At 70.1% G+C, this 25,710-nt stretch carries 22 protein-coding genes and 1 tRNA gene; 12 read left to right on the top strand and 11 right to left on the bottom strand.

Annotated elements, in window-relative coordinates; all coding sequences use genetic code 11:
* Positions 1-19 precede the first annotated feature (19 nt).
* The 3 genes from J3P36_RS03890 (at position 20) to J3P36_RS03880 (ending at position 3,543) form a co-directional block, all read left to right on the top strand.
* The gene (locus J3P36_RS03890; protein ID WP_210505925.1) at positions 20-1,957 is read left to right on the top strand and encodes a prolyl oligopeptidase family serine peptidase; all 1,938 of its coding nucleotides are present in this window, start codon (positions 20-22) and stop codon (positions 1,955-1,957) included.
* Positions 1,958-2,004: 47 nt separating this feature from the next.
* Positions 2,005-2,847, top strand: coding sequence for a DUF1684 domain-containing protein (locus J3P36_RS03885; protein WP_210505924.1), 843 nt, complete (start codon positions 2,005-2,007; stop codon positions 2,845-2,847).
* 192 nt (positions 2,848-3,039) lie between these two features.
* Positions 3,040-3,543: a DUF3145 domain-containing protein gene (locus J3P36_RS03880; RefSeq protein ID WP_210505923.1), complete on the top strand. Its 504-nt coding sequence runs from the start codon at positions 3,040-3,042 to the stop codon at positions 3,541-3,543.
* 331 nt (positions 3,544-3,874) lie between these two features.
* Here the strand turns inward: J3P36_RS03880 and J3P36_RS03875 are convergent, their stop codons facing one another.
* The 7 genes from J3P36_RS03875 to aceE all read right to left on the bottom strand — a co-directional run bounded on the left by J3P36_RS03875 (position 3,875) and on the right by aceE (position 12,719).
* On the bottom strand, positions 3,875-4,726 hold the full coding sequence (locus J3P36_RS03875) for a formate/nitrite transporter family protein (RefSeq protein ID WP_210505922.1): 852 nt from the start codon (positions 4,724-4,726) through the stop codon (positions 3,875-3,877).
* A 115-nt stretch (positions 4,727-4,841) separates the two neighbouring features.
* On the bottom strand, positions 4,842-6,077 hold the full coding sequence (locus J3P36_RS03870; protein WP_210505921.1) for a beta-ketoacyl synthase: 1,236 nt from the start codon (positions 6,075-6,077) through the stop codon (positions 4,842-4,844).
* Positions 6,078-6,112: 35 nt separating this feature from the next.
* Entirely contained in the window at positions 6,113-6,361 is a 249-nt protein-coding gene (locus tag J3P36_RS03865) for an acyl carrier protein (RefSeq protein WP_210505920.1), read from the bottom strand.
* A gap of 70 nt (positions 6,362-6,431) precedes the next feature.
* Entirely contained in the window at positions 6,432-7,430 is a 999-nt protein-coding gene (locus J3P36_RS03860; protein WP_210505919.1) for a beta-ketoacyl-ACP synthase III, read from the bottom strand.
* A complete protein-coding gene (locus tag J3P36_RS03855; protein ID WP_210505918.1) occupies positions 7,427-8,341 on the bottom strand; it encodes an ACP S-malonyltransferase in 915 nt (304 codons plus the stop codon). Before J3P36_RS03855 ends, J3P36_RS03860 begins: the two co-directional genes overlap by 4 nt.
* A 440-nt stretch (positions 8,342-8,781) precedes the next feature.
* The gene (locus J3P36_RS03850) at positions 8,782-9,978 is read right to left on the bottom strand and encodes a CdaR family transcriptional regulator (RefSeq protein WP_210505917.1); all 1,197 of its coding nucleotides are present in this window, start codon (positions 9,976-9,978) and stop codon (positions 8,782-8,784) included.
* Positions 9,979-9,992: 14 nt separating this feature from the next.
* Positions 9,993-12,719 (bottom strand): pyruvate dehydrogenase (acetyl-transferring), homodimeric type, encoded by a 2,727-nt coding sequence (gene aceE / locus J3P36_RS03845; RefSeq protein ID WP_210505916.1) that lies wholly within the window; start codon positions 12,717-12,719, stop codon positions 9,993-9,995.
* A gap of 189 nt (positions 12,720-12,908) precedes the next feature.
* On the opposite strand from aceE, the gene J3P36_RS03840 reads away from it, so the two are divergent.
* Positions 12,909-13,385 carry a peroxiredoxin gene (locus J3P36_RS03840; RefSeq protein WP_307806941.1) on the top strand — a complete coding sequence of 159 codons (477 nt, stop codon included), beginning with the start codon at positions 12,909-12,911 and terminating at the stop codon, positions 13,383-13,385.
* Positions 13,386-13,484: 99 nt separating this feature from the next.
* The gene (locus J3P36_RS03835; protein WP_210505914.1) at positions 13,485-14,360 is read left to right on the top strand and encodes a DUF4190 domain-containing protein; all 876 of its coding nucleotides are present in this window, start codon (positions 13,485-13,487) and stop codon (positions 14,358-14,360) included.
* An 80-nt stretch (positions 14,361-14,440) separates the two neighbouring features.
* On the opposite strand, the gene J3P36_RS03830 is transcribed toward J3P36_RS03835, so the two are convergent.
* The gene (locus J3P36_RS03830) at positions 14,441-14,926 is read right to left on the bottom strand and encodes a glutathione peroxidase (RefSeq protein WP_210505913.1); all 486 of its coding nucleotides are present in this window, start codon (positions 14,924-14,926) and stop codon (positions 14,441-14,443) included.
* 215 nt (positions 14,927-15,141) lie between these two features.
* Here J3P36_RS03830 and J3P36_RS03825 point away from each other — a divergent pair.
* Together J3P36_RS03825 and J3P36_RS03820 are read left to right on the top strand one after the other, a co-directional pair.
* Positions 15,142-15,215, top strand: a tRNA-Val gene (locus tag J3P36_RS03825).
* Between the two features lie 470 nt (positions 15,216-15,685).
* On the top strand, positions 15,686-16,393 hold the full coding sequence (locus J3P36_RS03820; protein WP_210505912.1) for a hemerythrin domain-containing protein: 708 nt from the start codon (positions 15,686-15,688) through the stop codon (positions 16,391-16,393).
* Here the strand turns inward: J3P36_RS03820 and J3P36_RS03815 are convergent.
* Entirely contained in the window at positions 16,390-19,056 is a 2,667-nt protein-coding gene (locus tag J3P36_RS03815; protein ID WP_210505911.1) for a DUF4062 domain-containing protein, read from the bottom strand. The genes J3P36_RS03820 and J3P36_RS03815 overlap by 4 nt on opposite strands.
* Before the next feature lie 609 nt (positions 19,057-19,665).
* Here J3P36_RS03815 and J3P36_RS03810 point away from each other — a divergent pair.
* On the top strand, positions 19,666-20,334 hold the full coding sequence (locus J3P36_RS03810; RefSeq protein ID WP_210505910.1) for a hypothetical protein: 669 nt from the start codon (positions 19,666-19,668) through the stop codon (positions 20,332-20,334).
* A 148-nt stretch (positions 20,335-20,482) separates the two neighbouring features.
* Here J3P36_RS03810 and J3P36_RS03805 read toward each other — a convergent pair whose 3' ends face one another.
* Positions 20,483-20,677 carry a hypothetical protein gene (locus J3P36_RS03805; protein WP_210505909.1) on the bottom strand — a complete coding sequence of 65 codons (195 nt, stop codon included), beginning with the start codon at positions 20,675-20,677 and terminating at the stop codon, positions 20,483-20,485.
* A 182-nt stretch (positions 20,678-20,859) separates the two neighbouring features.
* Here J3P36_RS03805 and J3P36_RS03800 point away from each other — a divergent pair, with 182 nt between their 5' ends.
* The 3 genes from J3P36_RS03800 to J3P36_RS03790 all read left to right on the top strand — a co-directional run bounded on the left by J3P36_RS03800 (position 20,860) and on the right by J3P36_RS03790 (position 24,002).
* Positions 20,860-22,155 (top strand): glycosyltransferase, encoded by a 1,296-nt coding sequence (locus J3P36_RS03800; RefSeq protein ID WP_210505908.1) that lies wholly within the window; start codon positions 20,860-20,862, stop codon positions 22,153-22,155.
* Between the two features lie 78 nt (positions 22,156-22,233).
* On the top strand, positions 22,234-23,475 hold the full coding sequence (locus tag J3P36_RS03795) for an NAD(P)/FAD-dependent oxidoreductase (RefSeq protein ID WP_210505907.1): 1,242 nt from the start codon (positions 22,234-22,236) through the stop codon (positions 23,473-23,475).
* A gap of 56 nt (positions 23,476-23,531) precedes the next feature.
* A complete protein-coding gene (locus tag J3P36_RS03790; RefSeq protein ID WP_307806940.1) occupies positions 23,532-24,002 on the top strand; it encodes a DoxX family membrane protein in 471 nt (156 codons plus the stop codon).
* 46 nt (positions 24,003-24,048) lie between these two features.
* Here J3P36_RS03790 and J3P36_RS03785 read toward each other — a convergent pair whose 3' ends face one another.
* On the bottom strand, positions 24,049-24,672 hold the full coding sequence (locus tag J3P36_RS03785; protein WP_210505906.1) for a hypothetical protein: 624 nt from the start codon (positions 24,670-24,672) through the stop codon (positions 24,049-24,051).
* A 200-nt stretch (positions 24,673-24,872) separates the two neighbouring features.
* On the opposite strand from J3P36_RS03785, the gene J3P36_RS03780 reads away from it, so the two are divergent.
* On the top strand, positions 24,873-25,643 hold the full coding sequence (locus tag J3P36_RS03780; protein WP_210505905.1) for a hypothetical protein: 771 nt from the start codon (positions 24,873-24,875) through the stop codon (positions 25,641-25,643).
* Positions 25,644-25,710: the final 67 nt, after the last annotated feature.

Below are 25,710 nucleotides of genomic sequence, written 5' to 3'. Positions count from 1 at the left end.
CCGCCCATACGCTGGAACGATGACCGACCGCACCGTCGCCCCCTTCGGCACCTGGGCCTCGCCCCTCACCGCGGCGGACGTCGCCGCCGGCTCCCACCCCGTGTCGGGAGCCCGCTACGTCGGCGGCGAGGTGTGGTGGGCCGAGCTGCGTGCCGCCGAGGGGGGCCGATACGGCATCTTCCGCGCCGGGCGCGACGGCGAGCCGGAGCCGGTGCTGCCCGCACCCTGGAACGCCCGCAGCCGCGTGCACGAGTACGGCGGCGGCGCCTGGACGGCGACCGACGACGGCGACCTGGTGTTCGTCCAGTTCTCCGATCAGCGCATCCACGTGCTCCGTCCCGGTGCGGAGCCCGCGCCGCTCACGCCCGAGGATGCGCGTGACCGCTTCGGCGACCTCCGTGTTCGGGGCGACCGGGTCGTCGCGGTGCGCGAGCGGCACGAGGACGGCGCGGTCAGCCGCGACATCGTGCTCGTCCCGCTCGACGGACGCGCGGCGTCCGATCCGGAGGCGATCGTGTCGGTCGTCGCCGGCAGCGATTTCCTCGCCTATCCGCGATTCTCCCCGGACGGCCGGCGCCTCGCCTGGATCGCCTGGAACCACCCGCAGATGCCGTGGGACGGCACCGAGCTGCGGGTCGGCGAGCTCGACGGCGAGCGCGTGGCCGAGTGGCGGACCCTTCTCGGCGGCCCCGACGAGTCGGTGCTCCAGCCCGAGTGGGACGGCGACCGAGCGCTGTACGCCGTCACCGATCGCAGCGGCTGGTGGAACCCCGTCCGGGTCGACCTCGACGGCGGCGCCGTCACACCGCTGCTCGAGCAGGCGCGGGAGACGGGCGGCCCCCTCTGGAACCTGGGCCGCGACTGGTACCTGCCCCTGCCGGGCGGCGACCTCGCCCTGGTGTCGACGCTCGGCGCGGACCGGCTCGAGGTGCTGCCCGCCGGCGGGGAAGAGCCGCGCGTCCTCGACCTTCCGCTCACCACGATCGAGCTGCTCGACGCGGCACCGGGCCGCCTGCTCCTCGACGGAGGCAGCGCGGCGCTCGTCGGCGGCGCCCGGGAGCTCGACCTCGCCACCGGGGAACTGCGCGACGTCCGCCTCGACTACGACGCCCTGCCCGAGGCCGGCCTGCTGCCGCGCGCCGAGGAGCGCACCTTCTCCGGCGAGCGGGAGGTCCACGCCGTCGTCTATCCGCCCCGCAACCCGCACTTCAGCGCTCCGGACGGTGAGCTGCCGCCCTTCGTCGCGTTCGTGCACGGCGGCCCCACGACCCGTACCACCGCATCGGTGAACCTCGTGTTCGCGTACTACACGAGCCGGGGGATCGGCGTGGTGGACGTCAACTACGGCGGCTCCACCGGCTACGGCCGCGAGTACCGCGAGCGGCTCAAGGGTCAGTGGGGCGTCGTGGACGTCGAGGACGTCGTCACCGCGGTCCGTGGGCTCGCCGACGCCGGGCTCGCCGATCCGGCGCGGCTCGGGATCGAGGGCGGCTCCGCCGGCGGCTGGACGGTGCTCTCCGCGCTCACCAAGACCGACGTGTTCGCCTGCGGCGTCTCGCTGTACGGGGTCGCCGACCTCACGGCCCTCGCCGAGGACACGCACGACTTCGAGGCCCGGTACACCGACGGGCTCGTCGGCCCGCTGCCGGAGGCGCAGGCGGTGTACGACGAGCGCTCGCCCCTCAACCACGTCGACGGGCTCGACTGCCCGGTGCTGCTCCTGCAGGGCCTCGACGACCCCGTCGTACCGCCTGCCCAGTCGGAGCGCTTCCGCGACGGGCTCGTGCGCAAGGGCATCCCGCACGCGTACCTCGCCTTCGAGGGCGAGTCGCACGGGTTCCGGAAGATCGAGACCCGCATCCGCGCCCGCGAGGCAGCGCTCTCGTTCTACGGCCAGGTGTTCGGCTTCGAGCCGGCCGACGTGCCCGCGCTCGAGCTCTGGCGCGCGGGCGAATAACGCCGTGTCGGACCGCGTTGCACGACAGCAGAAGGAAGGATGAACGGATGACCGAGACCACCGCCCCCGCCGCTCCGCTGACCGCAGAGGAGCGGTACGCCCGGTTCCACTCGCGCCGGGAGGAGGCGGTGGTGCAGCCGCGCGGCTTCCTCGCGCTCGTCAACACCCAGTGGATCGACTCCGCGCAGCCGGTGTGGGGCGTGCCCGGCACCTGGGCGCCGCGCCCGGACGGTGAGCCGGGCCTCCTGCTGACCGCGACCGCCGCCGACGGCATCCGGGTGAACGGCGAGCTCGTCGACGGTGAGGCGCTCCTGTCGCCCAAGAACTCGGCGACCCCCAGCGACATCTCCTTCGACGATCACACGACCGGCACGATCATCGCCGGCCACGACGGCGCCAGCTTCGCGCTGCGGGTCTGGGACTCGCAGGCGGAGGCCATCGAGAACTTCGGCGGCATCGACGCGTTCCCGTACGACCCGGCCTGGGTGGTCCGCGGCACCTTCACGCCGAACCCCGAGGGCACCACCGCCGGCTTCGCCCACATCAAGGACGAGGGCGAGTCGCGCGAGATGGTCATCCCCGGCGAGATCACCTTCGAACACGACGGAACCGAGTACAGCATCCTGGCGTTCAAGGAAGGCCGGGCGCTTCAGCTCGTGTTCGCGGACGCGACGAGCGGCGACAGCACGTACAGCGTCGGCCGGTTCCTCTTCACCGCGCCGAACCCTGACGGCACGATCACGCTCGACTTCAACACCGCGGTCCTGCCGCCGTGCGCGTTCAGCTACAACTTCAACTGCCCGATGCCGCCCAAGCAGAACCGGTTCCCGTTCCCCGTCGAGGCGGGGGAGAAGAACGTGCTCGCCAAAGACGGTTCCCTCCTGCACTGAGCTCATATCGAACGCTCAGCGACACTCCGGGCAGCCATTCCGACGGTCTCTTACACTGTTGTAAGTCCGGCGTGTCGTCCTGCATAATGCAAGGGCCGGCAAGGCCGGAATGTTAATTTCATAACGGTGCAACAGGTGAACCGTTCACCAGGTCGTAGGGGAAGACGTACCTAGTCGAACGGAGAAAGAACCATGGCTGCACCACTCGCTCGGGGTGCGCTCTATGTGCACTCCTCCCCGCGCGCGCTCTGCCCCCATGTCGAGTGGGCGGCCGGTCGCGCACTCGGGCGCGCCGTCAACTTCACGTGGATCGAGCAGCCCGTGCTGAAGAACACCCTGCGCACCGACTTCTTCTGGGAGGGTCCGCAGGGCACCGGTGCTGCCATCGCGTCGGCGCTGAGGGGCTGGGAGCACCTCCGCTACGAGGTGACGGAGGACGCCGGCTTCGGCGCCGACGGCGCCCGCTGGATGCACACGCCCGACCTCGGCATCTTCTACGCCCAGACGGACACCGCGGGCAATGTGGTCGTCCCCGAGGACCGCATCCGCTACGCCATGGAGGCCGCAGGCGTGAACGCGCTCGAGCTGCACAAGGAGCTCCGGCTCGCCCTCGGCCAGTCCTGGGACGACGAGCTCGAGCCGTTCCGCACCGCCGGCGAGAAGAGCCCGGTCGTCTGGTTGCATCGAGCAGGCTGAGTCTTCCCCGACACGCCGCCGTTAAGTCGCGTGAACGCGGCGTGGCGCACCTAGTCTGGACTTGTTCGCATCGCGCTCCAACCCGTTCGGGTCGTATGGGTAGCGGCCCTCGAACTTAGCGAAAGCGACAGAAGAGCCCCTGACCGGATGGGTACCAGTCAGGGGCTCTTCACCTTTTCTGCGCCCGTGTCCGGCCACCCCGGTGATTGAGGAGCGGCCCGAAGGGCCGCGTCTCGAAATCACGCAACCTCGTCTCCGGACCGCACCACGCGAAGGGGCTGAAGTCCAAGGACACGTCGCGTGATTTCGAGACGGCCGCTTCGCGGCCTCCTCAATCTCCGTGGCCGGCACCGGACCGCGGGGCGTCCGGGTCTGCCGGGGCCTCGCGGCGGCGCTGCTGCAGCAGCGGCTTGGTGCGCACCAGCCGGAGCGCCGTCACCAGCCCGACTCCGCCCACCAGGTTGAAGAGCACGGTCGGGACGAACCAGAGGAGCCAGTCGAGATAGCCGACACCCGACCCGGACTGGATGGCGCCGAAGATCAGCAGCGAGTCGAGCACCGAGTGGTGCAGCTGGAGTCCGGCGAGCAGGAAGCCGCCCGCGATCGCGGCGATCATCTTGCCGACGTCCGACTTCGTGCCCTGCTGCATGCGCGTCATCAGCGTGATGGTGCTGCCGGCGAGGATCGCGAGGACTGCGGTCTGCAGGGTGAGTCCCGGGTCGGTGAAGTGGTGCGCGGCCTCGTCGAGCAGCGGCCCCCACTGCGGGAAGGCGGTGATCAGCAGCCACATGAACGCCCAGCCGCCCACGAGGTTCGCGAGCAGGGTGACGCCCCACAGCATGCCGAGCCGCCGCAGCGACGCCTCGCGTGCGGCTACCGCGGCGACGGGGACCAGGAAGTTCTCGGTGAACAGCTCGCTGTGGGCGAGAAGCAGAGCGACGAATCCGATGCCGAACGCGATCCCCGCGAGAAGATGGCTGTCGGTCTGCTCGAGGACGGCGAGGTAGCCCATGATGCCCACCCCGACATCGAGGCCCCCGAACAGCCCGGTGATGAGCATGGAGGCGAAGGTGCGGTGCAGCCGCTGCGCGCCCTCGTCGACGATCGCGTCGAACGACTCCTCGATCTCGCCCTCGACGGGGGCGTCTCCCTCGCCCAGCTCCTGACGGCGCTCGTCGCTCATCCCTGCCTCCCGGATCAGCCAACCAGCCGGGCGGAACGAGCATCAGGGGGTTGCGGGAACCGGAACGACGAACGGCAACCGTTCCCGGTTGCCGTTCGTCGCGAGTGCTGCCGGATCAGGCGGTGGCGAACGCCACCACGGCGTTGTGCCCGCCGAAGCCGAACGAGTTGCTGAGCGCGAGCAGGTCGCCCTGCGGCAGCGTGCGCGGCTCCCGGACGACGTCGAGGTCGATCTCCGGGTCCATCTCCTTGAGGTTGATGGTCGGGGGAGCGGTGCGCTCGTGCAGCGCGAGGACGGTGAAGATCGCCTCGATGCCGCCGGCGCCGCCCAGCAGGTGCCCTGTGGACGCCTTGGTCGCCGACACCGCGATGTCGGCGAGGCCGTCGCCGAACACGTGGCGGAGCGCGCGGTACTCGGCGACGTCACCGACGGGGGTGCTGGTGGCGTGCGCGTTGACGTGCCGAACGTCCGAGCGGCTGTAGCCGAAGGACTCGATGGCGGCGATCATCGCGCGAGCGGCGGCCGACCCCTCGGGGTCGGGAGCGGTGATGTGGTACGAGTCGCTCGTCACCGCGCCGCCGACCAGCTCCGCGTAGATGCGGGCGCCGCGGGCGACGGCGTGCTCCTCGGTCTCGACGACCAGGGCCGCGCCGCCCTCCCCGAGGACGAACCCGTCGCGGGTCACGTCGTACGGGCGGGACGCCGTGGCCGGGTCGTCGTTGCGCTTGGACAGCGCCTGCATCGACGCGAAGGACGCGAGCGGCAGCGGGTGGATGGCCGCCTCGCTGCCGCCCGCGATGACGACGTCGGCGTACCCGAGCTGCAGGTGCTCGTACGCGTTCGCGATCGACTCGGTGCTCGAGGCGCACGCCGACACCACGGTCCGCGCGAAGGCACGCGCCCCGAGGTTCATCTCGATCGCCGCGGCCGGGGCGTTCGGCATCAGCATCGGGACGGTCATCGGCAGGACCCGGCGCGGGCCCTTCTCGCGCAGGGTGTCCCACGCGTCGAGGAGGGTCCACACGCCGCCGATGCCGGTCGACCAGTCGACGCCGAGCCGCTCGGGCTCGATGTCGGTGATGCCGGAGTCGGCCCAGGCCTCGCGGGCGGCGATGAGGGCGAACTGGCTGCCCGGGTCGAGGCGCTTGGCCTCGACCCGCTCCAGCTGCTCGGCCTGCTCCACCTTGGCCGAAGCAGCGAACGTGACGGGCAGCTCGAGCCGCCCGACCCACTCCTCGGTCAGAGTGCGCGCGCCGGACTCACCGGCGAGCAGCGCATCCCAGGACTCGCGCGCTGTGGCACCGAGCGGCGACGTGGCGCCGATCCCGGTGACGACGATCTTCTTCGGCATGAGGTGGTGCTCCTGAGGTCAGGGAAAAGGCTGGATCAGCCCTGGGCCTTGACGATGTAGTTGACGGCGTCGCCGACGGTCTTGAGGTTCTTGACCTCTTCGTCCGGGATCTTCACGTCGAACTTCTCCTCGGCGTTGACCACGATGGTCATCATCGAGATGGAGTCGATGTCGAGGTCGTCCGTGAAGGACTTGTCCATCTCGACCGTGTCGGTCGCGATGCCCGTCTCGTCGCTGACGAGCTCGGCGAGGCCGGCGAGGACTTCTTCAGTGGACTGGGCCATGTTCATGTCTCCTTGAGGTGTTCGGTAGAGGCGGGATTTCGAGCTTATCGGGGGAGGTTTCGGCGGCCGGTCAGGGCAGGACGACGACCTGCGCGCCGTAGACCAGGCCTGCGCCGAAGCCGATCTGGAGGGCGAGACCGCCGGAGAGCTCCGGGTGCTCCTCGAGCAGCCGGTGCGTCGCGAGGGGGATCGAGGCGGCTGACGTGTTGCCGGTGGTGGCGATGTCGCGGCCGATCGCGACCGTGTCCGGCAGGCCGAGCTGCTTCGCGAACTCGTCGATGATGCGCATGTTGGCCTGGTGCGGGATGAACGCCGCGAGCTGGTCGGGGGTGATGCCCGCCTCCTCGATGGCCTGGCGGGCGACCTTGACCATCTCCCAGACGGCCCAGCGGAAGACCGTGGGGCCCTCCTGCCGCAGCGTCGGCCAGGCGGCGGAGCCGTCGCGGAACTCGGTCAGGGTCGCGTTCATGCCGACAGCGTCGGCCTTCGAGCCGTCCGAGCCCCACACGGTCTTCGAGATGCCGGGGGTGTCGCTCGGCCCGATGACGGCGGCGCCGGCCCCGTCGCCGAGGAGGAACGAGATGCTGCGGTCGGTCGGGTCGACGACGTCGGACAGCTTCTCGGCGCCGACGACGAGGGCGTAGGTGCCGATACCGGCGCGGATGAGGGCGTCGGCCTGCGCGACAGCGTAGGTGTAGCCGGCGCAGGCGGCGTTGACGTCGTAGGCGGCTGCCGGGTTGGCGCCGACGCGGTCGGCGAGAACGGCGGACAGCGACGGCGTCTGCTGGACGTTGCTGATGGTCGCCACCAGAACGAGGTCGACCTGCTCGGGGGAGACCCCGGCGGCGGCGATCGCGTCCTTGCCCGCTGTGGTGGCGAGGTCCAGGGCGCTGACCGCGGCGGACGCGCGCGTGCGGGTCTCGATGCCGGTGCGCTGGCGGATCCACTCGTCCGAGGAGTTGATAGGGCCGACCAGGTCGTCGTTCGGCACGACGAGGTCGCCGCGGGCGGCGCCCAGTCCGAGGATGCGGGTGTACTGCGGGCCGGTCGCCTGCCTGAGCTCGGTCACTTGTCTCCGTCCAGCAGCGCGTGCGCCGCCTCGAGGTCGGCGGGGGTCTTCACGGCCACGGTCGGGATGCCGCGCAGGGCGCGCTTGGCGAGCCCGGTGAGCGCGCCGGCCGGGGCGAGCTCGATGATCCCGGTGACGCCGGCGGCGGCGAACGACTCCATGCAGCGGTCCCAGCGCACCGGCGAGGACACCTGGCCGACGAGGAGGTCGAGGAACTCGGCGCCCGAGGTGACCTCGCTGCCGTCCTTGTTCGTCCAGATCCGGGTGGCGGGGTCGCGCGGCGTCAGGGTGCCGGCGACGGCGCGCATCCGGTCGACGGCGGGCGCCATGTACTCGGTGTGGAAGGCGCCCGCGACCTGCAGCGGGATGACGCGGCTGCCGGCGGGCGGGTTGGCGCCGAGCTCCGCGAGGGCGGGACGGGGACCCGCGACGACGAGCTGGCCGCCGCCGTTGTAGTTGGCGGGGAACACGCCGTGCGACGCGATCGTGTCGAGCACGACGGCCTCGTCGCCGCCGACCACAGCGCTCATGCCGGTCTCGACCTGGGCCGCGGCCTCGGCCATCGCGCGGCCGCGCTCGGCGACGAGGCGGATCGCCTCCTCGGAGGTGAGGATGCCGGCGCCTGCGGCGGCGGTTATCTCGCCGACGGAGTGGCCGGCGATGCCGGACAGCCTGCGTCCGCCGGCCAGCAGGGCCTCGAGCGTGAGGATCCCGGCCGCGACGATCAGCGGCTGGGCGATGCGCGTGTCGCGGATCGTGTCGGCGTCCGACAGCGTCGCGTGCAGCACGAGGTCGAGCTCGGCGTGCTCCGAGAGGCGGCTCAGGGTCTCCCAGGCGGACGTATCCTCCAGCCAGGGGGAGAGGAAGCCGGGGGTCTGCGAGCCCTGTCCGGGCGCGACGACGATGATCACTGGTCCATCCTGCCAATCACCCGGGACCCGATCGGCAGATCCTGCACGAAAGATCGCCCCAATGCTTGTGGAAGCCGTGCACGGGCCCGAGTTGTGCGGGTCGCTGTGCCGGTGACGCGAGCTCGTCGGGGTCTGCACATTGCGGTTGCCTCCCCGTCGCCTTCAGCAGGCACCAACCGCGCTCAGCAGGTAGAACTGGGGTGAATTCGCCTGCTGAACGGCGTCTCTGTCTGCTGAAGGTCGTCACGGAAGGGCCGTCCGTCCATTCCTTGCGAATGCCTCGACTTCGGATCGTTGCGCTTCGCGAGGCACCTTCAGCAGGCATAGACCGCGTTCAGCAGGTAGCACCGGGGCTCGTTTGCCTGCTGAGCGGCCTCCGTGCCTGCTGGAAGTGGTCGCGGGAGGGACATCCCCGTCACACGCCCTCGGACGGGGCGGCGTCAGCGGCGCCGCGGAGCGGCGGCGGGCTCCGCGATGGCGCCGAGGATGAGCGCCGACTGCAGGATCACGGCCTCCCGGGCCCCGGTGGCGTCATATCCGATGACCTCGGAGATGCGCTTCAGCCGGTACCGGACCGTGTTCGGGTGCACGAACAGCTCGCGTGCCGTGGCCTCCAGCGAGCGGCCGTTGTCGAGGTAGCACCAGAGGGTGCCGAGCAGCTCGGTGGAGTGGTCCTGCAGGGGCCGGTAGATGCGGCCGACCAGGGTCGACCGGGCGAGCGGGTCGCCGGCGAGGGCTCGCTCGGGCAGCAGGTCGTCGGCGAGCACCGGCCGGGGGGCGTTCCGCCAGGCACGCGCGACGGCGAAGCCGGCCAGGGCGGCGCGCGCGCTGCGGTGCGCCTGCACGAGGTCCGGCACCTCGTTCCCGAGCACGAGGTGGCCCGAGCCGAACCCCGGCTCGAGGCGCCGGGCGATCTCGAGGAAGCTGAGCGGGGGCGTCTGGGCGGAGCCCTCCTCGCCCTCCTGGGGAGAGGGAAGCGCCCGCCCGATCACGAGCACGAGCCGGCTGCCCTGAACGCCGATCAGCACGTCGGCCTCGACGTGCCGCGCCGTGCGCCGGAGCTGGTCGACGTCGAGCATCGGGGGAGCGGTGCCGACGAGCACGCAGACCTCGCCGTGCCCGTGCCAGCCGAGCGCCGCGATCCTGCTCGGCAGCTCGTTCTCCGCCTCGCCGGAGAGGATCGAGTCGACGACGAGCGCCTCGAGCCGGGAGTCCCAGAGCCCGCGCGCCTCGGCGGCGCGGGCGTAGACGTCGGCCGCGGCGAAGGCGATCTCGCGGGAGTACAGCAGGATCGCCTCGCGGAGGCCGTCGCCGCCGTCCTTCACGCGGTCCTCGACGACCTCGACGGTCACGCGGATGAGCTGCAGCGTCTGCTGCAGGCTCACCGAGCGGAGCAGCTCCCGAGGGGCGGCCCCGAACACGTCGGCGGCGATCCACGGCGCCGACTTCGGGTCGTCGTACCAGCTGATGAACGAGGTGATGCCGGCCTGGGCGACCAGCCCGACCGCCGAGCGGCGGCCGGGCGGCATGTCCCGATACCAGGGAAGGGTGTCCTCCAGTCGCTTGAGCGTCGCCGTCGCGAGCTCACCCGAGACCGTCCGCAGCCACGCGAGAGTCTCGGCCTTCGTCCGTGCCACGCCCGGAGGTCGGATCAGCTCTCGCCGCCGGCGGTGCCGGTGGTGCCCGCCGTCACGTCGAGCAGGCGGTACTTGTCGATCGCCTGGCGGGCGAGCGAGCGGTCCACCTTCCCCTGGCCCGCGAGCGCCTCGAGCGTCCGCACCACGACCGAGGGGCCGTCGATGAGGAAGAACCGGCGGGCCGCCGCACGGGTGTCCGAGAAGCCGAAGCCGTCGGCGCCGAGCGTGAAGTACTGCCCTGGCACGAACTGGCGGATCATGTCCGGCACCGCGTGCGAGTAGTCGCTCACCGCGACGACCGGGCCCTCGGCACCCGCGAGCTTCGCCGTGACGTAGGCCTGGCGCGGCTCGGCGTCCGGGTCGACGAAGTAGGAGCGCTCCGCGTCGAGTCCGTCGCGGCGCAGCTCCGACCAGGAGGTGACGCTCCACACGTCGGCGGCGACGCCCCAGTCCTCGGCGAGCAGCTTCTGCGCCTCGAGCGCCCACGGCACGGCGACGCCGGAGGCGAGGATCTGCGTGCGCGGTCCCTCGTTCTCGGCCCGCTTCAGCAGGTACATGCCCTTCAGCACGCCGTCGACGTCGAGGCCCTCGGGCTCCGCCGGCTGCGGCATCGGCTCGTTGTACACGGTGAGGTAGTACATGACGTTCGGGTCCGGGTGACTGCCCCCGTACATCCGCTCGAGACCGGCCTGCACGATGTGCCCGAGCTCGTAGCCGTACGCGGCGTCGTAGGTCACGACGGCGGGGTTCGTGTTGGCGAGCACGGGGGAGTGGCCGTCCGCGTGCTGCAGGCCCTCGCCCGTCAGCGTGGTCCGGCCCGCGGTGGCGCCGATCAGGAAGCCGCGTGCCATCTGGTCGCCGGCCGCCCAGAGGGCGTCGCCGGTGCGCTGGAAGCCGAACATCGAGTAGAAGACGTAGACCGGGATGAGCGGCTCGCCCTGCGTCGAGTACGACGTCCCCGTGGCGGTGAACGCCGCGAGGGCCCCCGCCTCGTTGATGCCGACGTGGACGATCTGGCCCTGCGGGCTCTCCTTGTAGGCGAGCAGCAGGTCGCGGTCGACCGACGTGTAGTGCTGGCCGTGCGGGTTGTAGATCTTCGCGTTCGGGAAGAACGCGTCCATGCCGAACGTGCGCGCCTCGTCCGGGATGATCGGCACGATCCGGTTCCCGAAGTTCTTCGTGCGCATGATCTCCTTGAGGATGCGCACGAAGGCCATGGTCGTGGCGACCGGCTGCTGGCCGGAGCCCTTCTTGGCGATCGCGTAGGCGGAGTCGTCGGGGAGGGTGATCGGCGTGTGCGTCGACCGGCGCTCCGGCAGGTAGCCGCCGAGCGCGCGGCGGCGCTCCTGCAGGTACTGGATCGCCTCGTCGTCCTGGCCGGGGTGGTAGTACGGCGGCTGGTACGGGTTCTCCTCGAGCACCGCGTCGGAGACCGGGATGCGCATCTCGTCGCGGAACAGCTTGAGGTCGTTCAGCGTGAGCTTCTTCATCTGGTGGGTCGCGTTGCGGCCCTCGAAGGTCTTGCCCAGGCCGTAGCCCTTGATCGTCTTCGCGAGGATGACGGTCGGCTGACCCTTGTGCTCCATCGCGGCCTTGTACGCCGCGTAGACCTTGCGGTAGTCGTGGCCGCCGCGCTTGAGCGCCCACACCTGGTCGTCGGTGAGGTCCTTCACGAGCTCGAGGGTCCGCGGGTCGCGGCCGAAGAAGTTCTCGCGGACGAACGCGCCGTTCTCGGTCTTGAAGGTCTGGTAGTCGCCGTCGGGCGTGCGGTTCATCAGGTCGATGAGCGCGCCCTCGGTGTCGCGGGCGAGCAGGTCGTCCCATTCGCGGCCCCAGATGACCTTGATGACGTTCCAGCCGGCGCCGCGGAAGAAGCTCTCGAGCTCCTGGATGATCTTGCCGTTGCCGCGGACGGGGCCGTCGAGGCGCTGCAGGTTGCAGTTGATGACGAAGGTCAGGTTGTCGAGGCCCTCGTTCGCGGCGACCTGGAGCTGGCCGCGGCTCTCGACCTCGTCCATCTCGCCGTCGCCGAGGAATGCCCAGACGTGCTGGTCGGAGGCGTCCTTGATGCCGCGGTTGGTGAGGTACTTGTTGGCCTGCGCCTGATAGATCGCGTTGATCGGGCCGAGACCCATCGACACGGTCGGGAACTGCCAGAAGTCGGGCATGAGCCGCGGGTGCGGGTAGGACGAGAGCCCGCCGCCGGAGAACGACTTCTCCTGGCGGAAGCCGTCGAGCTGGTGCTCGGTGAGCCGGCCCTCGAGGAACGCGCGGGAGTACATGCCGGGGGAGGCGTGGCCCTGGAAGAAGATCTGGTCGCCGCCGCCCGGGTGGTCCTGGGCGCGGAAGAAGTGGTTGTAGCCGACCTCGTAGAGCGTCGCGGAGGACGCGTAGGTGGAGATGTGGCCGCCGACGGCGACGTCGGGACGCTGGGCGCGGTGCACCATGACGGCCGCGTTCCAGCGCAGCCAGGCGCGATAGCGGCGCTCCACATCCTCATCACCCGGGAACTCGGCCTCGTTCTCCGGCGAGATGGTGTTGATGTAGTCCGTGGTCGGGACCATCGGCACGCCGAGGTGCAGCTGCTTCGACCGCTTCAGCAGCCGGAGCATCATCTCGCGCCCGCGCTCGTGACCGTTCGCCTCGACGAGGGAGTCGAGGGACTCCAGCCATTCGGCGGTCTCGCCGGGGTCTGAGTCGGTGTTGTTCACCGAGTACGGGTCCTGGTCGTTGACTGTCAACGTCGACCTCTCTTCGCGGGACCGGTCCGGGTGCCGGAGCCGGCTGCACCTGTCTTATCGGAGCCCGGATCCTGTCGGGTCGCGACACCACCCCGGCCGAGCATCGAGCCTACTGTCTCCGTCTGGGGACGGCGGACGGTTCGGCGGGGGTTCGCCGACGGCGTCGCCCCGATGCGGCACGATGGCGGGGTGACCATCGCCATCGGCGCGCCCGCGCCCGACTTCGAGCTGCCGAGCCAGTTCGGCGAGCCCGTGCGGCTCTCGTCCTTCCGGGGCGATCGGGCGGTCGCGCTCGTGTTCTTCCCGCTCGCCTTCTCGCGCACCTGCGCCGAGGAGCTGCGCGAGCTGCAGGAGAACCGGGCGCTCTTCACGGAGGCCGGCGTCGAGGTGCTCGGCGTCTCCGTGGACTCGAAGCACACCCTCCGCGCCTGGGCCGACGCCGAGGGCTACGAGATGCCGCTCCTCTCCGACTTCTGGCCGCACGGCGGCGTAGCGCGCTCGTACGGCGCCTTCCGACCGGACACCGGCGTCGCCTCGCGGACGACCGTCCTGCTCTGCGAGGAGGGTGTGGTGCGATCGGTGTTCTCCTCGTCGCCCGTCGAGGCGCGGCCCTTCGCCGCCTACCGGGAGGCGCTCGCCGCGCTCCGGCTCGCGCGCCGGCCCTGAGCCGGCCCCGCATCCCGCCCCGCCCCGTCCGCTGGCCCCACATCTGGGGACCGTGGCGGTTCTCGGCGGTTTCACAGGGTCTGGGAGACTCGCCGCATCATGACTGATTCGCAGCCGCCTGTCCCGCCGACCCCGCCGTCCGCCGCGGTGCCGACCTCCGCGTTCCCCCCGCCGGCCGAGCCGGCGTACGCGCAGACTCCGCCGCAGCCGGTGTACGGCAAGGCGCCGGGTCAGCCGGATGCGTCCGGACCCCGCACCAACGGCCTCGGCATCGCCGCCCTCATCGTCGGGATCGTCGCCCTCGTCTTCGGCGTCATCCCGTTCGTCAGCTACTTCGGCGCCTTCCTCGCGTTCGTCGGCGTCGTGCTCGGGATCATCGCCCTCGTGCTCAAGGGCCGCAGGAAGGGCATCGCGATCGCGGGCCTCATCGTCTCCGGTGTCGCGCTGATCCTCTCGATCGTGCTCTCGATCGTCTACACGACGGCCATCGTCAACTCGGTGAACGATGCCATCGAGTCGGCAGCCCCGAGCGTCCAGGGCCCGGCCGAGGATGAGGCCGCGACCGACGACGAGGCCGCGGACGGGTCCGCCGACACGCTGGTGCTCGGCCTCGGCGAGACGATGGCGTGGAGCGACGGCGTCGAGATGACGGTCAGCGCGCCCGTCCCGTTCACCCCGAGCGAGACCGCGTCGGCGGAGCCGGGCCAGAGCGCCGTGCTCTTCGACCTGACGCTCACCAACAACAGCGAGGAGCCGCTCGAGCCGCTGTCGTTCTCGCAGGTGACCTCCGGCGGCGCCGAGGCGACGGCGATCTTCGACTCGGCGAACAACATCGGCCTCGCGCCGACCGCGACGATCCTGCCCGGCCAGTCGATCACCTGGCAGGAGGCCTTCTCGGTCGCCGACCCCGCCGACATCACCTTCCAGTCGTCGCCCGGCTTCCTCTACGACGACGCGATCTGGACCATTCAGTAAGTTCCGCCGTCACCGTGAACGCTCTGGCCGGGTCTCCCGGCCGGGGCGTTCTGGTTTTCGGGCTGCTGCTGCCGGCCGGGTCAGCTGCTCGGCAGGGAGGCCTCGATGAGCTCGACGATCTCGGGCGCGTCCGGCTCGGTGGTCGGGCGGAAGCGGGAGACGCGGCCGTCCGGTGTCACGAGGAACTTCTCGAAGTTCCACATCACGCGGCCGGCGGTGCCGCTCGCATCCGGCGTCTTGGTGAGCACTTCGTAGAGGGGGTGCCGGTTGCGGCCGTTGACCTTGACCTTCTCGAACATCGGGAACGTGACGCCCCAGGTGGTCGAGCAGTACTCGGCGATGGCCTCCTCGGTGCCGAGCTCCTGCAGGAACTGGTTGCTCGGGAAGCCGAGCACGGTGAACCCCCGCTCGCCGTAGCTGCGCTGCAGCTCCTCGAGCTTCTCGTACTGCGGAGTGAGGCCGCAGCGGGAGGCGACGTTGACGATCAGCTTCACCTTGTCCGCGAAGGGGGCGAGGGTCGTCTCGGTGCCGTCGATGGTCCGGACGGGGATGTCGTGGAGGTCCATGCAGGGGCCAACCGGGCGGGTGGTGCCGTCATTCCTCGGCTCTTCCCATCGCGCCGCCGGCTTCCCTGTCCCTCAACAGGCATTTCTGCCGTCAACAGGCGGAAACAGCCGAAGGATGCCTGTTGGCGGGATTTCTGCCTGTTGAGGGGGAGAGGAACGGGCGGGAGGGGCGGGCCCGCGGGTCGGTAGCATGGGCAGGCGCCGGACGGCGTGCCGGGCTCTTAGCTCAGTTGGTTAGAGCGCCACGTTTACACCGTGGATGTCGGGGGTTCGAGTCCCTCAGGGCCCACAGGAGACAGCGCCGCCACGCGCACGGAGCCACTGGCGACTTCCTCGGCTCTGCCCAGGCGGCCGTCGTCAACACCTACGTCGGGCTTCGCGTCCTCGGCGATCGCGAGATTGGATAAGCGAGCGAAGGCGCGCTGGCCAAGTCCTCCTGGGGGGGGGTGAGGCAGACGACGACGGGGATGACGTCGACTACATTCTCGACGGCATGGTGGATGTCCAGTCTGACCTGCTTTTTCGCCTTCGCCGACCTGCTCGGAGAGCATCCCGAGGACCCCGCGGGTGTTACCCGATCGGCATTGTCTTCGAGGGCCACACCGGCGAGCTCGAAGAGGAGGAGCTCGACGAGAAACAGCGAGGTGTCGACCCGCTCCTTCGGCAGGCTCATACCGCCGCCGGGACCTACGTCCTGCCCGCGGTACGAGGCACTCCGGCAGACTTCGGAGCCCGCGGAACAGACGACGGAGGCATCGAATGGTTGAGAAGCTTCCCAGCACAGGCTCCCGGCCATCGGCGTCCGAGATCGGCTGTGACACCTCCGACGTCCTGGTGATCCACAACACCTTCAGGCACCTATATCGTGAGGCGCCCCGTTTGGTTCGTGGTGCGAGCGAGGACGGCATGAGGACCGCTGCGGTGGCGACGCACCTGTCGACGGTCGCCGTGATGCTCCATCACCACCACCAGGCGGAAGACGACACCATTTGGCACAAGCTCGAGTCCCGCGTGCCCGCTTGCGCTGTGCACGTCGGGCAGATGAAGGCCCAGCATCGGCAGATTGCCCAGATGCTGGACCGGCAGGATGACGCTGTCGCATCGTGGCAGTCCTCGCCGGACCACCAGGCGACGGAGCGCTTATCTGAAGTTGTGAACGCGATCGGCGGGGCATTGGGTGCTCACCTCGGACAGGAGGAGGAACAGATCTTCCCCGAGATCGAACGGACGTGGACGCAGAAGGAGTGGGACGCTGCCGGTGCCTATGCGCAGAAGATCCTTGGGAAGGCGCTGCCGGTGAGAACTCAGCTGATCTATCTCGGACACGTCCTCGACAGCCAGCCCCCGGAGATGCGTCGGAAGTTCCAACGAGAGGTCCTGCCTGCACCGCTCAAGCTCTTCTGGCTTGTAAGAGGTCAGCGGCTCTACCGCGCGCACAGGCTCTCCTTGTACGGCTCTCCTACCTAGGTCGAGGCTGCGGGGGCCGGAGCCATCGCGGCTGCGGCCGAGCTCACCTTGCGCGCCAGGGCGATGACTTCTCCGCGTGGTAGGACACGCCCGCGTTGAACGGCCCGTTCGAACTCCGGTCCCGAAGGGCTGTTGCGAATGCTGTCGACGATGGGGAGAACCGCCTCGTCATTGACGTTCGCGAGCCCGAGACGGTCCCGGATGGCTCTTACGGCTCCGTAGAGCAAACCGGCGTTCTCAGTTTGCCCGAGCGCGTGAGCGACGCCGACGAAGCACTCGAGCCCGTACGCGACCCCCTGCTCATGGCCAAGGCCGAGCGAGAGGTCCAGTTGCCGTTCCATCAACGGCGCAGCCTCGGCGACTCGTCCCGCGAGCAGGCGCGTCCAGCCGAGGTGGTTCAGAGGAAAGGTGCGAGCGAAGTCGTCCTCTACCTGGTTGGAGAAGCGCAGAGCTTGCTCGAATAGCTCCGATGCTGCCTCGAAGTTGCCCCGGGCGAGCTCGATCCGGCCGAGCGGGATCAGCGGGCTGAAGGCTTGGGTCCAGAGATCGCCGGGCGGGCGTGTGTTGCCGGCCTCGGACATCATGCTCATCCCTTGGCGAATGAGTTCCTGCCCGCTTTGCACCTCGGCAGGGTGGGAAAGCGCATAAGCGAAGCCGAGAAGTGAGAGCACGGAGGCCTGGCGGTCCCTGTCTCCAGAAGCGGTCAGCAGCTGCAGACTCTCGTCAAGGTCGCGAACCACTTCCTCGCCCGCCCCGAGCATGAGCCCAAGGAACGACCGGATCCACAGGGCCGCGGCGCGGCTGTGCTTCGACGCCGCCTCACCGGCGGCGATCACCTCGTTGACCCAAGACCGGGCTTCCCCGAGCAGGCCGGCGATCCACCAATAGGTGTAGAGCCGGACGGCCAACTCGGTTGCGAGATCCCACTGGTGAGTGTCGAGGAGGTGACGCAACGCCGTCCGGAGGTTCTCTTGTTCGTCGGACAGGGCGGTGATCGTCTGCAGCTGCCGCGGCCCGGTCAGATCAGGCGCGAGGGCCAGAGCCCAGTTCGCGTAATAACGGGCGTGGAGGTCGCGCACCTCCGCCTGATGCCCCTGACGCTCAAGTCGTTCGGTGGCATACTCGCGAACTGTCGCCAAGAGTTGGAAGAATGTGGCGCCCTTGCGCTCCTGCTGGCGAATCAGGCTGGCGTCGACCAGGCTTTCGAGTAGGTCGAACGGCGTGACGCCGGATTCGGCGACGGCTTCAGCGCCGTTTAGCGAGAACCGGCCGGTGAACACACCGAGGCGCCAGAGCAAGTTCTGTTCGTGTTCACCCAGCAGCCGGGTGCTCCACTCGATCGTGTCCCGCACCGTTTGCTGTCGCACCGGAGCGTCCCTCTGGCCGCCAGCCAGCACGGGCAGCTGATGTTGAAGCCGGTCGAGCAGGGTGGGGGGAGCCAGCAGGCTGGTGCGAGCCGCGGCCAGTTCGATGGCCAGCGGTACGCCCTCGAGCCGCCTGACGATCTGCTTTATCGCAGTCAAGTTCTCAGCCGTGAGCTCCAGGTCCGGCTTGACAGATCGTGCGCGCTCGATGAACAGGTCGACGCTGGGCGCCTGGACCTGCGCGGGGCTGTCCGCTTCGCGATCCTCACCGGGCAGCCCGAGCGGATTCACCTGGTAGGTGTGCTCGCCGCCGATTCTGAGGAGCACTCGGCTGGTGACGATGACCTTGAGCTGAGGGGCGGCGGCGAGGAGGCGCGACACCAACGGTGCCGCGCCGACAACCTGCTCGAAGTTGTCGAGCACCATCAGCATGTGCCGGCTACCCAGTGAGAGCGCGAGCTTCTGCCCCAGGGGGGCATCGCCGGTATCGAGGACGCCCAGGGCATGAGCCATCGCGTTCGGAACCTGGGTGGCGTCGTCAACGGCAGCCAGGGGAACGAATGCCACTTCGCCGACCTCGGCGGCAAGCGCGCGAGCTGCTTCGATGGCGAGTCGCGTCTTGCCAATGCCTCCGGGGCCGGTGAGGGTGACGAGTCGCATGTCGGGCGAGCGGAGCATCTCGGCCACGCCGTCCACGTCCTGCTCTCGGCCGAAAAGCTCGGTCAGGGGCGTCGGCAATGACGTCACGGGTGTCTCTCGACCCTGAACAGGGGGAGCGGGCGAGGACGAAGCGGCGGGGACGCGGCTGTCATCGAAGCGTTCGGCCAGCAGGACGGCGAGGTCGGTGACCAGGAGTCGCGAAAGTTCTCGGGCGTCGCGGAAGTGCTTGTAGGACGCTGTGTCGTCGTCTCGAATGCGGTCCAGCAACCTCTCCAGGCCCGGCTCGCGTGGCCCGTCGCCCGCTTTGACATACATCAGTTTCGGCATCCTGCTGGGGGCGAGGTTGTACTCGTCTTCGAGACCGGAGACCGTCTCCCCGGGGGCTACCCAGCCGTACTTCTGCCAGTAGATGCCGACGAAGATGTCGCTCTGCTCAAGGTAGGCGCGGTAGAGGGAACGGGGCGGGTGCGGTCTCGCACCGAGTTCGAACATCACCGCGGCGGCGGATAACCGCTCGATCGCGCGTCGTGCGGCCTTCCGCTCCGCCGCCAACTCGCCGAGTGTGGAGCTGACGAACACCCGCAACCGCTGGTCCGGTGTGCGGATCCGGACACGGCTGCTGGAAGCGGTGTCGCTCACGGTGCGGCCCCCGGAGCTTTCCGGGACGCGCGCCCGCGCCTCCGCGCTTCGCCGGGTGCCGGCGTCTTCTCCACTTCCCGGAAGCTAGGGAAGTGCCCAAGTGACCTGCAGGGGCGAAGGTCCCTGCTCGCCCCCGCGGTAGGTCTTGTAGCCGCTTGCCCAGTTGTTCCCCGACGTGCGCGAGACCTCGACCTCTCGCGCCGCCGCGCCGATGCTGCACCCCCGCTCGCGCCAGGTCCATGGACCTTTCACGTTCGGCGACTGCGGCCGACGCCCCGGCCCCTTCTGAAGGAGCCTACGGCGGCGGGCTGGCTGGATAGGGGTAGACGGAAGAGCGCCGATTTCTCGCGGTTCCGTCCACGAATGTCCACCCAGCCAGGCGTTTCGGCACTTTGCACCGTGGATGTCGGGGGTTCGAGTCCCTCAGGGCCCACCGCAGAACCCCGGTCGCAACTGATCTTGGTGCCTTCTTGGCTGGGCCCGACTTCCACGTCAATGTCGGGGCACTCTTCGGCCCTTCGGCCCTGACCGGCCTGCGTTCGGCGGCGTATGTCTCTCCTAACGCGCCGTCGAGTCGCCTGGCGCCGACCGAGGCAGGAGGTCCGAGAGATGAAGAAGATGCCTGCGGCTGCGGCTGCGCTCGCCGGGGCTGTAGCGCTGCCGGTCCTCGCCACGCCACCGGCAGCGGCCGCGGCCGGGACGTTCTCCCTGACGACGGGCTCCTGCGAGGTGCAGTTCGGGCAGCTCCGCCAGTTGATCGAGTACGAGGTGACTGACGCCACACCCGAGACTGGACTCGTTTTCGTCTGGGTTGTTGGGACGCAGCCCGATTCGGTGTACAACCGGCAGGTCGGATTGGTGACCGACGCCAACGGGGACGCGTCTGGTTCTGCGGCGCCGCCAGCGTGGGCCTATCCCCTGACCATCACGGCCTACCTGGACGTCGACGGCGACTCTCTGACGAATCCGTTCGAAGACGATGACGACGTGCTCATCGGGTCACAGACCGTCGACTTCACCTGCGGAGGCCAGGAGGCAGTCCAGGCTCTGGTCGCAGGCGGCGCGCTCAGCGCTGCGGCCGGCAGCTCGCTGACATCGACACTAGACCGGGCGCAGGACGCCGCCGATGAGGGAGACCCGCGACGGGCCATCTCGGCGTACAGGGCCTTCATCGCCCAGGTGAACGCGCTCGTCAAGGCGAAGCGCCTGGATGCGTTCGAAGGGCAGAAACTCGTCGAGATCGCCGAAGCGAGGATCAGGGCACTCGGAACCGAGTGAACTCGGGGTGGAGCAGCGCTGCCCGTCGGCGGCGGACGAATGCGGCCTGAATGTACCGGGAGGCACGGGCCAACGCATCGCCTCCGGGAACGAGCACGGACTGACCATCTACCGGTGGTGATGCCCACCTCCGCATTCGTCCGGCGCCTCACCCGCCCGCCACCCAGCCGCGGTAGCGGCTCGGCTGGTCGAACGCCTGCGGCCCCAGCCCGTATGCGCTCAGCTCGTCGTGGTGGCGCTTCACGTCCACCCACTCGGGCAGCTCCTGAAGCGCACGCTCGGCTTCGGCGTCGCGGCCCATGGCGCGGAGCTGTTCGGCGACGTCGTCCCGGTGGACTTTCATCTCACCCTCCCGTCATCGGCGTGCAGTCAATCCGTGGCGCGACCGCCGGCGGCAGAGGCGATCGACCCGCGGATGCCGGCTGCTCGGTTCCGGTCCGGAACCGGCGGCGTCAGGACGTTGGTCCCTCAGAGCCCCGACCGACGTCGCGAGACTGAGCCTGTTTCCTGAAGGAGGGCGGACCGATGGCGTCGATCCTCGTCTGCAGCAACACGGTGTACGCGCACGTCCACTCCGCGCTCGCCGTCGCCCGGCATCTCGCGGCGTCCGGTCACCGGGTGCGCTTCCTGACGGGGAAGCCCTACGAGGAGGCCGTGGCGAGGGCGGACGGAGTCGAATTCGTTCCGCTGACCCCGGAAGCAGGGCCGAGCATCGACGATCCGAACGCCTCCTTCCCCGAGCGAGTGGGACTGACGGGCCTCGCCGCGGCGCGGTTCGACATCGAGAACATCTTCCTGCGTCCCGGTCCTCACCAGTTGGCCGCGATCGACGAGGCGCTCGCTGCGGAGCCCGCCGACGTCGTCCTCGCGGAGGCCAGCTTCGTCGGTGCCGTCCTCCTCGCGGCGCGCTCCTCGGATCAGCGGCCGGCGGTGGTCACTCTCGGGATCTTCCCGCTCGCCCTGCCGAGCCCCGACACCGCGCCGCCCGGGATGGGGCTGCCGCCTCTGGCCGGGCCCCTCAACCGCCCTCGCAACCGAGTGCTCAACGCTGCGGTCGACCGCCTCGTCTTCGCCCAGGCACGCGAGGAGCTCCACCGGCTGTTCCGGGCGACGGGTGCGGCCGTCGACCTCAGCCTGCTGGATGCCCCCGTCGTCCTGCCCGATGCGTACCTCCAGTTCACTGTTCCCGGGTTCGAGTACCCACGGCGGCACCTGCCGGGCACCGTCCGGTTCGTGGGTCCCCTTCCCGCCCCACAGGTGGAAGTGCCGCTTCCCGACTGGTGGGGCGACCTCGATGGCGGGCGACGCGTCGTGCACGTCACCCAGGGCACCGTCGCCAACAAGGACCGCCGCCAGCTCATCGAGCCCGCGATCGCCGCATTGGAGGACCGGGACGAGCTGCTCGTCGTCGTCAGCATGGGCGGGCGTGGCGCCGGCGAGCTTCCCGGACCGCTTCCGGCCAATGTCCGGGTGGCCGAGTACCTTCCCCACGACCTCCTCCTGCCGCGCACGTCGGTGATGGTGACTAACGGCGGTTACGGCGGCGTCCACCGCGCGCTCGCGCACGGCGTGCCCCTCGTCGTCGCCGGTGCCACCGAGGACAAGCTGGAAGTCGGAGCGCGAGTGGCGTGGTCGGGTGCCGGAGTCAACCTGCGGACCAACACGCCACGGCCGGAACGGCTGCGCGATGCGGTCCGCCGGGTCCTCACGCAGCGCTCCTACCGGGACGCGGCCGCTCGGCTCTCCGCGGAGATCGCACGCGCACCGGGGCTCGCCGGCGTCGACGAGGTGATCGCCGAGCAGCTCGCCGTGCGCCGCTGAGTCGCGTCGCCGGGCTCCGGCTGTCCGCGTCCTCGCCGGCGCCAACGAATGGCTGGAGGGGGCGGCGAAGGCTTCCGGATGTCCGTAGCCTGTGGCGATGGACACTCCAGCCATCTTCCGGCCGATTCCGTGACCGCGCACCGCGTCGTGGTGGTCGGCGGCGGCAACGCCGGCCTCTCGGTCGCCGGCCGGCTCGCCCGCTACGGCGTCGACGACATCGTCGTGATCGAACCGCGGGAGCACCACCGGTACCAGCCGATCTTCTCCCACGTCGCAGGAGGCACGGCGAGAGCGAGCCAGGCCGAGCGCCGGCAGGCCGATGTCATCCCGCGCGGTGTGCAGTGGATTCAGGCCGCGGTCACGGAGATCGATCCGGAGACCGACACGGTCCGGCTCGACTCCGGGGACGCAATCACGTATGAGCACCTGATCGTCTGCCCGGGCATCCAGAACGACTTCCACAGCATCCCGGGTCTGGAGGAGGCGATACGCACCGGGTCGGCGTCGTCGCACTACGAGTTCGAGCTCGTCGCCACCGCGTCCCGCCGCCTGCGGGATCTGCGTTCCGGCACGGTGGTGTTCACGCAGCCGCCAGGACCCGCGAGCTGCGCGGGCGCTGCGCAGAAGCCGATGTACCTCGCCTGCGACTACTGGCGGGCGACCGGCGTGCTGCCGGACATCCGCGTCGTCTTCGTCGTGCCGACGCCGACGATGTTCGGGATGCCCGCCATCGACGAGGAGCTCGAGCGCAAGGTCGAGGAGTACGGCATCGAGGTGCGGCATGAGGCGCGTCTGGTCGAGGTCGATGCGACGAGCGTCCTGATCGGATCCGTCTCCGGGGATCGCACCGAGCGGATCGCGTACGACTATCTGCACGTGGTTCCGCCGCAGTCGGCGCCCGACTTCCTGAAGGGGAGTCCGCTCGCCGCTGCCGACGATCCCGGCGGCTTCGTCGAGGTCGACCCGCGCACCCTCCGCCATCGCCGCTACGCCAACGTCTGGTCGCTCGGCGACGCCGCAGCGACGACGAACTCGAAGTCGGGCGGAGCGCTGCGCAAGCAGACCAAGGTGCTCGCGCTCAACCTGGTGGCGACGCTCAAGGGTCGCGAGCCGGACGAGCGCTACGACGGGTACTCGGTCTGCCCGTTCACCGTCTCGCGCCGGACGATGGTCTTCGCCGAGTTCGACGACGAGTACCGCCCGAAGCCGACGGTCCCGTTCTGGCCCGGGCTCGCTCGCGAACGGAGAAGCACCTGGCTGATCGACCGGTACGTGCTGCCCTGGGTCTACTGGCACCTCATCCTGCAGGGGCGCGCTTAGGCCGCAGCACCGCGGGCGTCGGGGCTCTCAGCGCCCGGAGGGGGAGAGGGCGAGAGGTGCGCAGACGGACCGGACTGCGAGCGACGCTCGCCGGGATGTTCCTGTTCATGGGGGTGGCCCACTTCCGGCCGGGGCCGGCGCGGACGATGGCGCGGATGATCCCGCCCCGTCTGCGCGGACGGGACCCGCGGACGCCGATGCGGCTCGTCCCCTTCACCGGGGCGTGCGAGGTCGCCGGCGGCGTCGGCCTGCTCGTGCCGGCCCTGGCCTCTCCTGCGGCGCTCAGCCTGATCGTGTTCCTCGGAGCCGTCTTTCCAGCCAACGCCTACGCCGCCCGGCATCCCGACGTGTTCGGCCGGCTTGCCGTGCCGTTCTGGCCCCGCCTGGTGTTCCAGGGAGTGCTCATGGCGCTGCTCGCCGTCGCCGCTCCGGCTGTGGCGCCGCCACGCCGGATCCCTCGCGGAAGGCCGGCAGGCGGCGCGAGCACGTCCGCGAGCCGCCGGCTGCACCGGGGCAGACGGCGGTAGGCGTTCGACTCGCGCGTCCACCGGCCGGCGACGGAGGAATCGTCGCTCAGTCGTGCTCGGTCCAGCAGACCAGCACGGCCGAGGCGACCGCGTACGCGATCTGCTGCGGGGTTCGGTCGCCACCCGGACCCAGGCCGTTCGGCAGGGCGGTGGCATCGACCGTCAGGGTCTTCCCGTCGCGCAGGAAGGCGACGATCCCGTCCTGCGTCCAGAAGGACGGCATCCCGAGCGCCGCCAGCCCCTCGATCTCGGCCGCTCCCGGAAGGCTTCGCCGAAGCTCGGCGAAGTAGGCCTCACCCTCGGCGGTGTCCGTGACGTCGTGGACGGACAGGATCAGGGGGAGGCCGTCGACGCGATACGTGCAGCGGAACTCCGGGTCGTCCCATCCCCAGTCGGGGTCCGGCTGCCGACCTGTGCCGAGGATGGCGCCCATCGACTCCTGCACCTGGCCGTCGCAGACCATCAGCGCCGCCTCCGAAGGCCCCCGCGCCGCGCCGGCATCGTCGGTGGGGGAGTGCGCGCCATGCTGCGAGCCGGGCATCACGCCGCCGCCCGGCATGGTGTGCGACGGCATCGGCGCTTCCGCCCCCTGGGCGACCGCGGTGCTGCAACCGGTCAGCAGCAGCGAGGCGACGACGGCGACCGCCGCGAAAGATCCCCTGGCGTCCATTCGCGGTCTCCTGTTCCGGCCCGTTCGGCCTCCGGTGCTTGCGACGGATTCGGCGGCGCGCGGCCGAAGGATTGGCTGAGACCCCTTTCCTGGGAATCCACCGCGTGACCAAGCGCCTGTTCCCGAAGCTCCGAATCCTGCGCATCGACCCACTGAGAGTCCGCCCCGGGCTCGGAGAAATGCCATTGGAGGCATCCCTCATGAACAAGAAGATCCTGCTTTTCTCGCCCGCCCTCGCTCTCGGACTCGTCGCACTGTCGGCCGGGCCGGCGATGGCGGATCACGCCTCGGGCTCCTATGGCACGAGCCTCGACGCGATCAACAACAGCGGTGCGTCCGGCGAGGTGTGGGTCGAGGTCGACGGCACCATGGCGACCGTCACCCTCAACGCGTCCGGCCTCGCGGAGACGTTCAACGGCAGCCCGTACCCCCACGTGCAGCACATCCACGTCGGAGCTCAGGGCACATGCCCTGACATGTCCGCGGACACCAACGGCGACGGCATCATCAGCACCACGGAGGGCGCACCGTTCTACGGGGGCATCGGCACCACGCTGTCCCTCGGCGACGCGGGTAAGGGCCCCGAGACGGGCGTCGACCTCACGGTCGCCCCGTCCGGCTCCACCACCCAGTACAAGGAGACGTTCGAGCTGAACCAGGAGACCCAGGACGCGCTCGAGGCCGGAACGGCCGTCGTCGTGGTGCACGGCCTCGACCCGGCGACCCAGCCTGAGGCCGGCACCTCCTCGCCGAGTGACCTCGTCCCGGAGCTGCCGCTCGCGGCGACCTCGCCCGCCCTGTGCGGCTCGCTCGACGTGATGCCCGCCGGTGGTGCCGCCACCGGCGTGACCACCGCGGAGACCACCGGTGGCTCCGACATGGGCATGCTCGCCCTGGGTGGCGTGCTCGCGGCGGCCGCGGTAGGCGGCGGTGCGCTCCTCGTGCGCCGTTCCGCGACGGCCGGCCGCTAGGCAGCGCACACCTCCGATGGAGTTCTCCGGAACGGGCCGCCACCTTCGCCTCACGGCGGGGGTGGCG

Origin of the sequence: Naasia sp. SYSU D00057 (assembly GCF_017916505.1) — a bacterium.
Taxonomy (GTDB): domain Bacteria; phylum Actinomycetota; class Actinomycetes; order Actinomycetales; family Microbacteriaceae; genus Naasia.
Note: the sequence above shows the minus strand (reverse complement) of the source record. Positions and strands in the feature narration are given on the sequence as shown.

Excerpts from the sequence above, each read along its gene's own strand:
- J3P36_RS03890 (WP_210505925.1), top strand. The coding sequence starts at position 20 with ATGACCGACCGCACCGTCGCCCCCTTCGGCACCTGGGCCTCGCCCCTC.
- J3P36_RS03885 (WP_210505924.1), top strand. The coding sequence starts at position 2,005 with ATGACCGAGACCACCGCCCCCGCCGCTCCGCTGACCGCAGAGGAGCGG.
- J3P36_RS03880 (WP_210505923.1), top strand. The coding sequence starts at position 3,040 with ATGGCTGCACCACTCGCTCGGGGTGCGCTCTATGTGCACTCCTCCCCG.
- J3P36_RS03875 (WP_210505922.1), bottom strand. The coding sequence starts at position 4,726 with ATGAGCGACGAGCGCCGTCAGGAGCTGGGCGAGGGAGACGCCCCCGTC.
- J3P36_RS03870 (WP_210505921.1), bottom strand. The coding sequence starts at position 6,077 with ATGCCGAAGAAGATCGTCGTCACCGGGATCGGCGCCACGTCGCCGCTC.
- J3P36_RS03865 (WP_210505920.1), bottom strand. The coding sequence starts at position 6,361 with ATGGCCCAGTCCACTGAAGAAGTCCTCGCCGGCCTCGCCGAGCTCGTC.
- J3P36_RS03835 (WP_210505914.1), top strand. The coding sequence starts at position 13,485 with ATGACTGATTCGCAGCCGCCTGTCCCGCCGACCCCGCCGTCCGCCGCG.
- J3P36_RS03830 (WP_210505913.1), bottom strand. The coding sequence starts at position 14,926 with ATGGACCTCCACGACATCCCCGTCCGGACCATCGACGGCACCGAGACG.
- J3P36_RS03820 (WP_210505912.1), top strand. The coding sequence starts at position 15,686 with ATGGTTGAGAAGCTTCCCAGCACAGGCTCCCGGCCATCGGCGTCCGAG.
- J3P36_RS03810 (WP_210505910.1), top strand. The coding sequence starts at position 19,666 with ATGAAGAAGATGCCTGCGGCTGCGGCTGCGCTCGCCGGGGCTGTAGCG.
- J3P36_RS03805 (WP_210505909.1), bottom strand. The coding sequence starts at position 20,677 with ATGAAAGTCCACCGGGACGACGTCGCCGAACAGCTCCGCGCCATGGGC.
- J3P36_RS03800 (WP_210505908.1), top strand. The coding sequence starts at position 20,860 with ATGGCGTCGATCCTCGTCTGCAGCAACACGGTGTACGCGCACGTCCAC.
- J3P36_RS03795 (WP_210505907.1), top strand. The coding sequence starts at position 22,234 with ATGTCCGTAGCCTGTGGCGATGGACACTCCAGCCATCTTCCGGCCGAT.
- J3P36_RS03785 (WP_210505906.1), bottom strand. The coding sequence starts at position 24,672 with ATGGACGCCAGGGGATCTTTCGCGGCGGTCGCCGTCGTCGCCTCGCTG.
- J3P36_RS03780 (WP_210505905.1), top strand. The coding sequence starts at position 24,873 with ATGAACAAGAAGATCCTGCTTTTCTCGCCCGCCCTCGCTCTCGGACTC.